The organism is Aureimonas sp. SK2 (genome assembly GCF_029813115.1).
In the GTDB taxonomy this organism is placed as follows: Bacteria; Pseudomonadota; Alphaproteobacteria; order Rhizobiales; family Rhizobiaceae; genus Aureimonas.
The window spans coordinates 172,351-186,052 of record NZ_JAPZDS010000008.1 but is presented as its reverse complement, the minus strand read 5'-3'; the positions used below and the strand labels follow the sequence as shown (position 1 = coordinate 186,052).

General features: G+C 70.0%; 6 protein-coding genes. 2 read left to right on the top strand and 4 right to left on the bottom strand.

Going from position 1 to position 13,702, the window contains the following annotated elements:
* Positions 1 to 10: 10 nt before the first annotated feature.
* The 4 genes from treY to O5O54_RS12240 form a co-directional block, all read right to left on the bottom strand.
* On the bottom strand, positions 11 to 2,719 hold the full coding sequence (gene treY, locus O5O54_RS12255) for a malto-oligosyltrehalose synthase (RefSeq protein WP_279482063.1): 2,709 nt from the start codon (positions 2,717 to 2,719) through the stop codon (positions 11 to 13).
* Positions 2,716 to 4,578 (bottom strand): 4-alpha-glucanotransferase, encoded by a 1,863-nt coding sequence (malQ, locus tag O5O54_RS12250; RefSeq protein ID WP_279482062.1) that lies wholly within the window; start codon positions 4,576 to 4,578, stop codon positions 2,716 to 2,718. The genes treY and malQ overlap by 4 nt, the downstream gene beginning before the upstream one ends.
* The gene (gene treZ, locus O5O54_RS12245) at positions 4,578 to 6,497 is read right to left on the bottom strand and encodes a malto-oligosyltrehalose trehalohydrolase (protein ID WP_279482061.1); all 1,920 of its coding nucleotides are present in this window, start codon (positions 6,495 to 6,497) and stop codon (positions 4,578 to 4,580) included. The genes malQ and treZ overlap by 1 nt, the downstream gene beginning before the upstream one ends.
* Before the next feature lie 147 nt (positions 6,498 to 6,644).
* On the bottom strand, positions 6,645 to 7,796 hold the full coding sequence (locus O5O54_RS12240; RefSeq protein ID WP_279482060.1) for a putative zinc-binding peptidase: 1,152 nt from the start codon (positions 7,794 to 7,796) through the stop codon (positions 6,645 to 6,647).
* A gap of 199 nt (positions 7,797 to 7,995) precedes the next feature.
* Between O5O54_RS12240 and O5O54_RS12235 the strand changes: the two genes are divergently transcribed.
* Both O5O54_RS12235 and O5O54_RS12230 read left to right on the top strand, forming a co-directional pair.
* Positions 7,996 to 11,319, top strand: a complete 3,324-nt coding sequence (locus tag O5O54_RS12235; protein WP_279482059.1) for a transglutaminase family protein — start codon at positions 7,996 to 7,998, stop codon at positions 11,317 to 11,319.
* On the top strand, positions 11,309 to 13,696 hold the full coding sequence (locus O5O54_RS12230; protein WP_279482058.1) for a circularly permuted type 2 ATP-grasp protein: 2,388 nt from the start codon (positions 11,309 to 11,311) through the stop codon (positions 13,694 to 13,696). The genes O5O54_RS12235 and O5O54_RS12230 overlap by 11 nt, the downstream gene beginning before the upstream one ends.
* Positions 13,697 to 13,702 lie beyond the last annotated feature (6 nt).

Genomic DNA, 13,702 nt, shown 5'->3' with positions numbered 1-13,702 from the left:
GCCCGCTCGTTCAGTCGGCTATCAATAGCGCGACCGGAAGGTCCGCCAAGAGCGCCGACAGCGGCAGTGACGCCGCGCCGGAGACCGATTTCAGGTTGAGGATGTCCTCGAAGCGCGCGCCCGAAAGCTGCGAGGGCAGGCGCACGGCCGTGTCGCCCCAGGCCTCGGGACTGGGCATCGGCACCTCGGCGCCCTCGCCGAGGAGCCCGAGCGTCAGGCGCGGCGCGACCGTGATCGCGAAGCGCCCTTCCCCGTCGGCCCGGGCGAAGGCCACCACGTGGTCGCGCTTCTCGCCGGTCACGTCCAGCGGCAGATAGCGGCCGGTGGTGAAGAGCGCCGGCGCCTTGATCCGGGCCTTCAGCGCCGCGGCCGTCAGCTTGGCCTTCACCCGTCCGTCGCGCCAATCGGGCAGAGCCTCGGCGATGCCGTGTCCGTCGGTCATGGCGGCTTCGCGCGCCTTGAAGTCGATCTTGCGCCGGTTGTCGGGATCGACCAGGCTGAGGTCGTAGAACTCGGTGCCTTGGTAGATGTCGGGCACGCCCGGCGCCGTGAGCTTGATCAGCGTCTGAGACAGCGAGGTCAGCGCGCCCGCGACGACGAAGGGCTGAACCTCCCGCCAGAAGCTGGCGAGGAAGGTGCCGCTCTCGGCCTTGGAGAGAGCCGCCTCGACGAAGCCCTTGAGCGCCCCCTCGTAGGCTTCGTCGGGCGCCGTCCAGGTCGTGTAGCGCTTGGCCTCGCGCGCGCCCTTCTCGGCGAAGGCCGCCAGACGTTCGGACAGTTCCCGGCGCATCGCCTCGTCGGCGGGATCGAAGTCGGCGGGGATGACGCCGAGCAGCGCCTGGTAGAAGCCCCATTCGATGGCCGGGTCGGGAGAGACCAGCCCCTCGCGCACATCCTTGCGCCACGGGGCCATCGCCTTCGCCGCCTTCGCGACGATCCCGGCCCAGCGCTCCGGCGCCTCGCTGATCGCGTATTGGCGAGCTCGGGCGTCCTCGCCGCGTTTGGTGTCGTGGGTGGACGAGGCCATCAGGCCTTCCGGCTGGTCTTCCAGACGGATCGCCATCTGTTCGTGGAAGGCGGGAACGTCGGCGCCGTAATGGTCGGGCTCGCCGCCCACCTCGTTCAGCGCGATCAGGCGGTTGTAGCGGTAGAAGGTCGTGTCCTCGACGGCCTTGGCCATCACCGCGCCCGTCGTCTGCTGGAAGCGCCGGGCGAAGGTCAGCGCGCCGGTCACGTCCGGGCCGTCCTCGAAGTCGAGCTTGAGAAGGCGTCCGACAAAGGCGACCGGCCGGTTCGCCTCCACCTCGCGCCGCGCCTGCGCAAGCGCCACCGCATCGTCGATCACCCGGATGTCGGGCTCGGGCACGCCGTCGACGCTCGCATAGGTGCGGTAGACGGGCAGCGCCGCAGCCACTTCCACGATCGAGCGCGTCATCGCATCCCGGCCGAAATCGCGCGTGTCGAGATCGCGCGCGGCGACCGAAAGGGCGGTGTCGGTGAGGAAGGCGAGCTCGCCCGCGAGGTTGTGGCTGAAGATCAGCCGCTTCTGCTCGACGATCATCTGGCGGAGGTCCTCCTCCGTCCCGACGAAGTCGGCATAGCCTTGCGTCATCGCCGCCTCTTTCGAGGCATCGATGTAGAGGCCCGAGAGCGCGGTGATGAACTCGTAGCCCGTGGTGCCGGCGATGTTCCAGGAGCGGCGCAGGCGCTCGGGGCCGGTCAGGATCTTCTCGACATGGATCTTCACGTCGCGCCCGATCGTCTCGAAGGCGCGGGCGAGGTCGGCGAGGTAGTTCTTCGGATCGGCGACGCCGTCGACATGGTCGATGCGGATGCCGTCGAGGCGCCGCTCGCGGGCCAGCCGCAGGATCGTGCGGTGCGACTCGCGGAAGACCCGGCGCATCTCCTGACGCACGCCGATGAGGTCGGCGATCTCGAAGAAGCGGCGATAGGACAGCTTTTCGCGCGCCAGCCGCCACCAGGCCAGGCGCCAGGCCTGCGCCTCGTGCAGCTTGTGGAGCGCATCCCGGTCGGCATTGATCGCCTCGACGCCCCGCTTCAGCGCGGCGAGGAAGCCGGGGTCGGCGACATGCTCGGCGAAGCGCTCGGTCAGTTCCTCGCCGTCGGCCGGCACGGCGGCCGAGAAGCGTCGGACCATGCGCTCGCGCTCCTCGTGCTCGACGAAGGCGAAGAGATGGCTCAAGGATCGCGGATCGAGCGGCAGCTCGTAGCCGCCGGCCGAGAAGCGCAGCTCCCGGCGCTCCTCGTTGTAGACCACCGACAGGTCGCCGTCCTTCAGCGCCTCGCCGTAGGGTTTGCCGAGCGTGGGCACGAGGATCTTCTCGGCCTCCCAGGAAATGTCGAAGGTCTCGGCGAAATGGCTGTCCCGCCCCCAGCGGAGGACGTCCTCCCACCAGGCGTTGGCCGGCGAGACGCCCATGTGGTTCGGCACGAAGTCGAGGATCAGGCCGAGATCGGCCGCGCCCAGCGCGTCGGACAGCCTGGTGAAGCCCGCGTCGCCGCCGAGATCGTCCTCGAAATGGTTGTAGTCGACGACGTCGTAGCCGTGGGTGGAGCCGGGCGATGCCTTAAAGATCGGCGAGGCGTAGAGGTGGCTGACGCCGAGCGTGCGGAGATAGGGGATCAACCCTTCGGCCTCCCCGAAGCCCGTGCCCTCGCGAAACTGGAGGCGATAGGTTGCGACGAGGGGTCGGCTCATGCGGTCTCCGGTCTTTCCTGGCGCATCGCGCGCGCCATCGCCTGGAAGCGCTCGTCCGAGCCGAGGTCCTCGAGGGGGACATCGGAGCGGATGCGCCAATTGGGATATTCGTCCATCGTGCCGGGCAGGTTGGGCTGGCGCTCGGCGAGCACCATGTCCTCGACCTGCATGGCGAAGAGCATGGAGCCCGTGCGCGCCCCGAAGCGGTGCACGGCGAGCGCGAGGTCCTGGCCGAGGTCGGGCGGCAGTTCGCCCTCGTCGCGGGCGGCCGCCATCAGGTCGGGCGGCAGGAGGTTCTCGTATTGGAGGGCCGCGAGCAGGGTCTTGCGCTCGCGGGCGCGGGAGGCGAGGTCGCGCTGTGTCGCCTTCTCGTCCTGGCGCCCGGTCTCCGAGCGCAGCTTGATGTCGGCGCCGCGCCACCAGCCGGCGAGCGTCGCGAGATCGTGGGTCGAGATACAGGCGAGCGAGCGCTCGGGATACTCGCCCGTCGCCTTGAACAGCCCGTCCTCCCAGCGCTCGAAATAGAGCACCTTGTAGGCGAGGATGTTGGCGTCGTGCATCACGTCGCGGAAGCCCTCCGGCACGGTGCCGAGATCCTCGCCGATGACGATGCAGCCATTGTCCTGCGAGACGCGCGCGACGGCATCGACCATCGCGCCGAGCGGGTAGCGCATGTAGCCCCCGCCTCCGGATCGGGCCTCCTCGGGGATCCACCAGAGCCGCGCGAGGCCCATCGCGTGGTCGATGCGGATCGCGCCGGCATGCTCCATCAGCGCGGCATAGGCGGCGCTGAGCGGGGCGTAGTTGCGCTCGGCCAGCGCACGGGGCGAGAGGGGCGCGAGACCCCAGTCCTGCCCGTCCGAATTGAACATGTCCGGCGGCGATCCGACCCGCGCCTCGCGCACCGTCAGGTCCGGATCGGCCCAGGTCTCCGCCCCGTCGGGCGAGACGCCGACAGCGAAGTCGAGATAGAGGCCGATCGCCATGCCCGCGGCCTTGGCGCGGCGCTGCGCCTCCGCGAGCTGGCGGTCGCACTGGAACTGCAGCCACTCGTGGAAGCGCACGTCGTCGGCGTGGCCCGCCTCGAAGGCGCGAACGGCCTCGCCCGAGCGCTTGTGGAAGGCGTCGGGCCACTGGTGCCAGCCGGCGCTGCCGCCCTCGGCCCGCATGTGCGCCGAGATGGCCTCGAACAGGGCGAAGTCGCGAAGGGCGTCGCCGCCCTTTTCGAGGAAGGCCCGGAAGTCGGCATCCGCGTCGAGCCCGCCCCGCGAGGCCTCATAGACCGCCCGCAGGAGGCGAGCTTTCAGCGCGCCCATCGCCCCATAGTCGACGAGATCGCCACCCAGCGCCTCGAACGCGTCCGGCATCTCCTGCCGCGCCGCCTCGATCGCCTGCGCGCCGCCCGGCAGGGCATCGACCGCGAGGTAGAACGGGTTGAGGAAGCGACGGGTGGAGGGCGAATAGGGGCTGTAGCGGCCGGCATCCGACAGGAACAGCGCGTGGAGCGGGTTGACGCCGACGAAGCTCGCCCCTTCCGCGCCCGCGATCTCGGCGAGGTGGCCGAGATCCACGAAGTCTCCTATGCCGAGGCTCCGGGCCGAGCGCAGCGCGTAGAGCTGGCAGGTGACGCCCCACCGCTTCCGCCGGTCGGCGCCCTCCGGCAGCGAGCAGGCCAGCGACGGCCGATGCTCGGCCTCGGCGAAGGAACCCGCCTCGCCCGTTTCCGGATCGACTTTCAGCACCTTGAGGAGCGCCGCCTTGGCGGCGTCGGGGATCTCCTTCGCCTCGCCGAGTTCGGACTTGTAGCGGATCTGGATGCCGTGGCTTTCCGCCAGCCGGTCGAGCGCGTTCCCGGCCATCAGCGCACTCCCGAGAAGAGCTGCGCGTCCGACAGGGCAAAGAGCACGGTCATTCCCGGCAGTTCGCCCGTGCCCAGCGTCTCCGGCGCCGACTTGTGGTTGGTGTAGACGATCTCCGAGCCTGCGATCCTCGATGCTTCCGCGCTGTCGGGCATCGTCCAGGCGTCGTCCGACAGGTTGGCGAAGAGGTGGTAGACGCGGCCCGGCTGCAGCTCCCACGACACCACCAAGCGAAGGCCCTCGGCGAAGAAGCGCCCGCAGCCCCCTCGCGCGCCGTCGAGGAGCGGCATCAGCACGTCCTGTCGCTGCTTCAGAAGCTTGGTCGTCACCTGCATGCGGCGGCGCTGGATCGGGCGGGTCACGAGATCCCAGTCGATGCGCGAGATCTCGAAGGTGCGTTCGAGGTTGGGGTCGGGGAACACCTCGGCGGCCTCCTCGTCCTCGAAGGCCGCGAACTTGCGGAACTCCTTGCGCCGCCCGAGCGACACCGCGCTCGCGAGCTCGCCGTCGAAGTCGGTGAAGAAGCAGAACGAGTTGCAGTCGCCGAACTCGTCGCCCTGAAACATCAGCGGGATTTGCGGCGACAGGAGGAGGATCGCCTGCACGCAGTCGTAGACGCGCGCCGAGGAGAGCGAGCGGAGCCGATCGCCGAAGGCGCGGTTGCCGATCTGGTCGTGATTCTGGATGAAGTTGACGAAGGCCGTCGGCGGCAGGTGGCCGGACGGGTTGCCGACTTCCCGGTCGCGATGCTCCGACATGTCGCCCTGGAACACGAAGCCGGTTGCGAGCGAGCGCGCCATCTGCTCCGCGCTCTTGGGTGAGTAGTCGGTATAGTAGGATTCCTGCTCGCTCGTCGCGATCACGTGGGCCGTATGATGGAAGTCGTCGTTCCATTCGCCCGACACGAGGGGAATCGAGCCGTCGTCCGCGCGCTCGATATGCCAGGTGATGTTGCGGTCGTCTTCCGTCGTGATGTGGACATGGCGGTCCGTGACGACCTCCCGCACGCGGGCGGCCAGTTCCTTCACCAGCGGCACGTCGGTCGTGTCCTTGATCGAGTCGATCGCATCCAGCCGCAGCCCGTCGATCCGGTATTCGGTGAGCCAGTAGAGTGCGTTCTCGATCATGAAGTCGCGAACCGGCTTCTCGTCATAGGCGATGGCGGCGCCCCAGGGGGTCGAGATCTCCTCGTGGAAGAACTCCGGGATGTAGGACGGGATGTAGTTCCCGTCCGGCCCGAAGTGGTTGTAGACGACGTCGAGGAACACCATCAGCCCGCGCTCGTGCGCCGCGTCGACGAGGCGTTTCAGCCCTTCCGGCCCGCCATAGACCTTATGCGGACAGTAGAGCAGCACGCCGTCGTAGCCCCAGCCGCGCTGGCCGCCGAACTGGGCGACGGGCAGGAGCTCGATCGCGGTGACGCCGATGTCGCGCAGGTGTTCGAGCTTGGGGATGATGGCATCGAACGTGCCTTCCTCGGTGAAAGTGCCGACATGCAGCTCGTAGAAGACGCATTCGTGCCAGGGCCGGCCCTTCCAGTCGGCCGTGCGCCACTGGTGCGAGCGCGGATCGACCAGGCGCGACAGCCAGTGGACGTCGCCGGACTGGGCGCGGGCGGCGGGGTCGGCCACCAGCTTCTCGCCGTCGATCCGGTAGCCGTATGACATGCCGGGGCCGACGGAGGTCGCCACCGTCTCCCACCAGCCGTCGTCACCCTTCGTCAGCGGCTGGAAGTGGTCGGGCTCGTTGCTGTCCACCTCGGCGACCGCGAGTTCGACGCTTTGGGCGCTCGGTGCCCAGAGCCGGAAACGGCTGCCCTCGGGCGCATAGCGCGCGCCCCAGCTCGTATCGAAGGAGAAGGTGTCGCCGCCGCTCATGCCCGCCGTGCCCCATGCCGATGCGAAGAAGCGGGCAGCCATGCGCGCCCGCGTGGGTGGCGCCCTTTCGAGCCGTTGCCGGCCGTCGAGGCGCCGTTGCGTTAAGTGGAGCGGGGGAGCCGTCCGGCAGGGGCCGGACGGCGGTTTATTGCATAGCGGGATGACGATGCCGCAGCCGGCTGCGCCGGATCAGGCGGCCGCCGGCTGCTCGGCCGATGCCGCCGCGCCGCCCGCCTGCGTCACGACCGGCGCCGCCCGCTCGGCGGGACGGGCGGCATGGCCGACCCGGCCGTGGACGAGGTCGTGGATGAAGCCGAGCTTGGCGACCACCGTCGGCGACAGCACGAAGGGGTAGAGGTCCTGCAGGCCCATGGCGCGGTTCATCGAGTTCAGCGCCTGACTGACCGCCAGCCAGCCGTCGTTGATCTCTTCGATCGTGGTGGCGTCGTCGTAGACCTTGAAGTCGAGATCCGTCGTCAGGATGCCGTCCCGGTCGAGCCGCGGGTGGATGGTCATGCCCCAGGATCCGGCGACCTCCAGCGAATCCACGATGTGGAGATAGTGCGCCCAGGTCTCGGCGAAGTCCTCCCACGGGTGCACCGCGGCATAGGACGAGACGTATTCCTCCTGCCAGTTGGGCTTCGGCCCGTTGGCATAGTGGGTCTTGAGAGCCTCGCCGTAGTCCTGGCTGTCGTCGCCGAACAGGGCGCGGCATTCGTCCAGCGCGCCGCCGTCGCGCACCAGGATGTCCCAGTACCAGTGGCCGACCTCGTGACGGAAATGGCCGAGCAGCGTGCGGTAGGGCTCGCCCATGGCCGTGCGGCGCTTCTCGCGCTCGGCGTCGTCGGCTTCCGCCAGCGCCACGGTGATGACGCCGTCGGCATGGCCGGTCATCACCTTCTCGCCCGTCGCCGGGTCGTCGGCGAGGAACTTGAAGCCGAGGCCTTCCGGGTACTCGGCGCGCGTGTAGAGCGGCAGCCGGAGCCGCAGGAGCGTGTAGAAGAGCCGGTGCTTGGCCGCCTCCATCTTGGCCCAGAGCGCCTGGTTGTCGGGGTTCGACAGGTCCGGCACCATCATGTTGTGCCGGTCGGCGAGGCAGAGCAGTTCCTCGCTGTCGGCCGGCACCAGCCAGTTGCAGACGCCGTACTGGTAGTTGTCGCAGTAGCGCCAGTGCGAGCCGTCGCTGCCGCGCCCGACCGAGACGAAGTCGGTGCCCGTCGGCTCCAGCGCCAGGACGCGGTTGGCGCGCGGCTCATAGCCCAGCGCATGACCGCAGCGCTCGCACAGCACGTTGTTGAAGAACACGACCTGATCGCAGGACGGGCAGGAAAACAGCTTCATGTCGATCCCTCGCGGCGCCCGATGTCGGGCGGGGCGGTTGTGTGGCGCGGTAACACGGTCGCGCACAAAGGGTTCCCGCGACCGGAAGAGAGGGAATCGCCGGTGAAATCGAAATCTGCCGCATTGCAGCAGTTCCAGAGGGCGCGGGCTTTGCATAGACTGGCGGACGGTCGAATCCACCAGCCATGTCCGGGAACCGATGCCGATCCTCGCTGCGCTCCGTCACCTGACCCACTATCGATACGACCGGCCGGTCACCTTGGGGCCGCAGACGATCCGGCTCCGGCCCGCTCCCCATTCGCGCACCCGCACGCCGGCCTATTCGCTGAAGATCGAGCCGGCCGGCCACTTCATCAACTGGCAGCAGGACCCGTTCGGCAACTGGCTGGCGCGCGTCGTCTTCCCCGAAAAGGCGCGCGAGCTGCGCATCGAGGTCGACCTCCTCGCCGACATGACGGTCTACAACCCGTTCGACTTCTTCGTCGAACCCTGGGCGGAGACCTATCCCTTCGCCTACGGCGACGATCTGGCCACCGACCTCAAGCCCTATCTTCAGACGGAAGCGGCGGGGCCGCGCCTCCAGTCCTTCCTCCATTCGGTGGACCGCAGCCCGACGCGCACGATCGACTTCCTGGTCGCGCTGAACCGCCGCGTCGAGGAGGCGATCGACTACACGATCCGCATGGAGCCGGGCGTCCAGACGCCGGAGGAGACGCTGGAGAAGGCGTCGGGCTCCTGCCGCGATTCCTCCTGGCTCCTGGTCCAGGCCTGTCGGCATCTCGGGCTCGCCGCCCGCTTCGTGTCGGGCTACCTGATCCAGCTCAAGCCCGACCTGGTGGCCCTCGACGGCCCCGCCGGCACGGCCTACGACTTCTGCGACCTCCATGCCTGGGTCGAGGTCTACGTGCCCGGCGCCGGCTGGATCGGCTTCGACCCGACCTCGGGCCTGATGACCGGCGAGAGCCACGTGCCGCTGGCGGCAACGCCGCATTACCGCTCGGCTGCCCCCATCGTCGGCGGCGTCGACCCCGCCGAGGTCGAGTTCGACTTCGACATGAGCGTGACCCGCATGTCGGAGGCGCCGCGCGTCTCCAAGCCCTTCTCCGACGAGAGCTGGGAGGCGCTGGACGCCCTCGGCCGGGCGGTCGATGCCGATCTCGAGGCGATGGACGTGCGCCTCACCATGGGCGGCGAGCCGACCTTCGTCTCCATCGACGATTTCGAGAGCGAGGAATGGAACGCCGAGGCGACGGGTCCGAAGAAGGCGGGCCTCGCCGACGGCCTCCTCCGCCGCCTCCAGGCGCGCTTCGCGCCGGGCGGCTTCCTCCATCACGGCCAGGGCAAGTGGTATCCCGGCGAATCGCTGCCGCGCTGGACCTATTCGATCTACTGGCGGCGCGACGGCAAGCCGATCTGGCGCGATCCCGCCTTGCTCGCCGCCGACGGGGCGCCGCCGGCGGGCGCCACCGTCGAGGGCGCCGAAACGCTGATCCGCGGCGTCGCCGAGCGGCTGGCGATCGACCCGGCCAACGCGCTGCCGACCTTCGAGGACCCGTCCTACTGGCTGGCCCGCGAGGCGCAGTTGCCCGAGAACGTGACACCCGGCGATTCCCGCCTCGACGACGCGGAGGAGCGCTCGCGCATCGCCAAGGTCTTCGACCGGGGCTTGGGGAGGCCGGTCGGCATGGTCCTGCCGGTGCAGGCCTGGCAGGCGCTGCCCTCGCGCTGGATGTCGGAGCGCTGGTCGACGCGGCGCGGCCACGTCTTCCTGGTGCCGGGCGACAGCGCCATGGGCTACCGCCTGCCGCTCGCCTCGCTCGCCTATCTCCCGCCGGGCCGCTACCCCTACACCCATCCCGCCGACCCGCAACAGTCCTTTCCGCCGCTTCCCGAGCCGGAGGCCCTCGGCCAGGTCCAAGCTCGCATCGAGAAGCAGGATCCAGCGCCGGTCTGGAATCCGCCCGAAGCCTCCGCGCAGGGCGAGATCGGCGGCTCCGTGCGCACCGCGCTCGGCATCGAGCCGCGCGACGGGATCCTCCACGTCTTCATGCCGCCGCTCGAAACGGTCGAGGCCTATCTGGACCTTCTCGCGGCCGTCGAAGACGCCGCACGGGCGCTCGGCCAGCCGGTCCGCATCGAGGGTTACCCGCCGCCCTTCGACCCCCGGCTCGACGTCGTGCGCGTTGCGCCCGATCCCGGCGTCATCGAGGTCAACGTCCATCCGGCTCGCTCCTGGAGCGAAGCCGTCGAGATCACGACGGCGGTCTATGACGCGGCGCGCCAGTCGCGGCTCGGCACCGACAAGTTCATGGTGGACGGGCGCCATGCCGGAACGGGCGGCGGCAACCATGTCGTCGTCGGCGGCGCGACGCCGGCCGACTCGCCCTTCCTGCGCCGCCCGGACCTTCTGAAGTCGCTGGTGCTGCAATGGCAGCGCCACCCGTCGCTCTCCTATCTCTTCTCCGGCCTCTTCGTCGGACCGACGAGCCAAGCGCCGCGCATCGACGAGGCCCGCCACGACCAGCTCTACGAGCTGGAGATCGCCATGGCGCAGGTGCCCGGCCCCGGCGAGGGCGCGCCCCCGCCGCCCTGGCTGGTGGACCGTCTGTTCCGCAACCTCCTGGTAGACGTGACCGGCAACACCCACCGCTCCGAGATCTGCATCGACAAGCTGTATTCGCCCGATGGCCCGACGGGCCGGCTCGGCCTCGTCGAGTTCCGCGGCTTCGAGATGCCGCCGGACGCGCGCATGAGTCTCGCCCAGCAGCTCCTGATCCGCGCCATGGTCGCCGCCTTCTGGCGCCGCCCCCTTTCGGGCCGCTTCGCGCGCTGGGGCACGCAGCTCCACGACCGCTTCATGCTGCCCGAGTTCATTTGGGCCGACTTCCTCGCCGTCCTCGGCGAACTTGGGGCCGAGGGCTATCCCGTCCGCTCCGAATGGTTCGAGGCGCAATGGGAGTTCCGCTTCCCCTTCTGCGGCAAGGTCGAGCGCGAGGGCGGCGTCTCGCTGGAAATCCGCCAGGCGCTGGAGCCCTGGCACGTCATGGGCGAGACGGGCGCGATCGGCGGCACGGTGCGCTTCGTGGACTCCTCCGTCGAGCGCCTGCAGGTGAAGCTGTCGGGCTACGATCCGTCGCGCCACACCGTCACCTGCAACCGGCGGCCGGTTCCCCTCGCCCCCGGCATCGACGGCGGCACGGCGGTCGGCGGCGTGCGCTTCAAGGCTTGGCAGCCGGCGTCCGGCCTCCACCCGACGATCCCCGTCCACGCGCCGCTGACCTTCGACATCTTCGACCGCTGGTCGAACCGCTCGCTCGGCGGCTGCGTCTACCACGTCGCCCATCCCGGCGGGCGCAACTACGACACGTTCCCCGTCAACGCCTACGAGGCCGAGGCGCGGCGTCTGGCCCGCTTCGAGGACATCGGCCACACGCCGGGCGGTTTCCGCCCGGCGCCCGAAATCCCCGATCCGAGCTTCCCGACGACGCTCGACCTCCGGCGGCCGGCCTTCCTTGCGCTCTGACGCGTCCCAGCGGCAGTCGCAGTCGCAAGGCGTGCGGACGTCCGACAGCGGGCCGCCCTGGCGCCCCCTGCCCGGCGCCTTCGACGAGATGGCCACTCCGGACGGCCGCCTTCGCCCCGCCTATCGGCCGGTCATGGAGGCGCTCGGCGAACTCACGCGGCCAGAGCGCGAAGCGCGGTTCGCAACGGCCGAGCAGTACCTGCGGGAGGCCGGCGTCTACTACCGCGCCGGCGAGGACGGCGGCGCTCGCCTCTGGCCCCTCGCCTTCCCGCCCTTCGTCATCGACCCCGGCGAGTGGCGCACCTTGGAGCGCGCGCTGGTGCAGCGCGCGACCTATCTCGAGCGGCTGATCGCCGACCTCTATGGCCCGCGTTCGCTGGTCCGCGAGGGCGTCCTGCCGGCCCGCCTCCTCGGCCACAATCCGGAGTTCCTTCGGCCACTGGCAAACCAAGGACTGTCGGGCAAGTCGCTCGTCCGCTTCATCGCGGTGGATCTCGGCCGCGGGCCGGACGGCAGCTGGCGCGTCCTCGGAGACCGGGCGCAGGCGCCGTCCGGCGCCGGCTTCGCCCTGGAGAACCGGGTCGCCACCGCCCGCGCCCTGCCGGACCTTGCCCGCCAGCTCCACCTGCGCCGTCTTGCCGGCTTCTTCGCCCGGTTCCGGGAAGCGCTGGAGGCGCTCAACGACCAGGAAGGCGCCCGGATCGGCCTCCTGACGCCCGGCCCGTTCAACGAGACCTATTTCGAGCACGCCTATCTCGCCCGCTATCTCGGCTTCCATCTCCTGGAGGGCGGCGACCTCGTGGTGCAGGGCGACGAGGCGAAGCTGCGCACCGTGGAGGGGCTGAAGCCCGTCTCCGTCCTGTGGCGGCGTCTCGACGCCGACTATGCCGACCCGCTGGAACTCCTGTCGCAATCGCGGATCGGCACGCCGGGCCTCCTGCGCGCCGTGCGCGCGGGCCATCTCGACCTCGTCAACGCACTCGGCTCCGGCATCCTCGAAACCCCCGCTTTCGCCGCCTTCGAGGGCGCGATGGCCGAACGGCTGCTCGGCGAGCGGCTGGCGCTCCCTTCGGTCGACACGCTCTGGTGCGGCGATGCCGGGGGTCACGCCGAGGCGCGATCCGACGGCGACTGGAAGCTCGGTCCCGCCTTTCCCGGACAGGCCGGTCTGTCCCCGTCCGATCTCGATCTGCCCTGCACACCGGACGACGCGGTCCATCTCGTCGCGCGCCGGGTTCCGCCGCTTTCCTGCGTTCCGATGGAATCGGACGGTGTGTTCGTCGCCCGGCCGGTCACACTGCGCGTCTTCCTGTCCCAGTCCGCGACGGGATGGGAGGTCATGCCCGGCGGTTTCGCCCGCGCCTCCAACGCGCCCGGCGACGCAGTGCCGGCGATCGGCACCGGCGGGCGGTCGATGGACGTCTGGATTCCCGGTGACGAGCCGGATGCGCCGATCACGCTTCTGTCGCCGGGAAACACCTTCCGCCGCCGCCTGCCGGGCTCGCTCCCGGCGCGCGCGGCCGACAACCTCTTCTGGCTGGGCCGCAGCGCCGAGCGGACGGAGATCGCGATCCGCCTCTGGCGCGCCACACTGGAGCGGGGCGCCGAGGAGCGCGAGACCCCCGTCGATGTCGCGCGCCGTGCCCTTCTGACACGGTCCGGGGTTACGGCCGACGATCCGCTCGCCGGTCTCCACCGGATCGCCCGCTCGGCCTTCGACATCGCCTCGCGCATCCGCGACCGCTTCTCGCCCGATGCCTGGCGGGTTCTGGCGGAGGTCGCCGACCTACTCGGCGAAGCGCGGCGGGAAGCGGCCCCCGTCGATCACCCGAGCCTCGCCGGCCGGCTCCTCACCCGCCTTGCCGGCTTCTCCGGCCTCGTCGAAGAGAACATGTACCAGTTCTCCGGCTGGCGCTTTCTCCAGTGCGGGCGGCGGATCGAGCGCGGCGAAGGGACCGCCGCCGCCTGCGCCGACTTCCTGGCCGCCGGCGGCGAAGGCGTTCTCGAAGCGCTGCTCGAATTCACCGACAGCCGCCTCACCTATCGCCGCCGCTTCTCCGTCGAACTCCAGGGCGAGACGGTGCTGGATCTCGGAATCCTCGATCCGCTCAACCCGCGCTCCGTCGCCTATCAGGTGGCCGCCGTGCGTCGGACCATGGCCGACCTGCCCGGCATCCATGCGGGCGAAAGCCTCGACGGCGGCGCCCGCCGTATCGCGCGTCTCGACGTGCGCCTGGAAACCGCAACCCCGGCGGAGGTGACGCCGGCCTTCCTGCGGCGCGTGGCGCAGGACCTGCGCGACATTTCCGACCTTCTGTCGGAACGCTACTTCGCCGTCGCGCCCGAGGGCGCGATCGAGCGTTTCGGCAGCGAATAGGCCCTT

Excerpts from the sequence above, each read along its gene's own strand:
- treY (WP_279482063.1), bottom strand. The coding sequence starts at position 2,719 with ATGAGCCGACCCCTCGTCGCAACCTATCGCCTCCAGTTTCGCGAGGGC.
- malQ (WP_279482062.1), bottom strand. The coding sequence starts at position 4,578 with ATGGCCGGGAACGCGCTCGACCGGCTGGCGGAAAGCCACGGCATCCAG.
- treZ (WP_279482061.1), bottom strand. The coding sequence starts at position 6,497 with ATGGCTGCCCGCTTCTTCGCATCGGCATGGGGCACGGCGGGCATGAGC.
- O5O54_RS12240 (WP_279482060.1), bottom strand. The coding sequence starts at position 7,796 with ATGAAGCTGTTTTCCTGCCCGTCCTGCGATCAGGTCGTGTTCTTCAAC.
- O5O54_RS12235 (WP_279482059.1), top strand. The coding sequence starts at position 7,996 with ATGCCGATCCTCGCTGCGCTCCGTCACCTGACCCACTATCGATACGAC.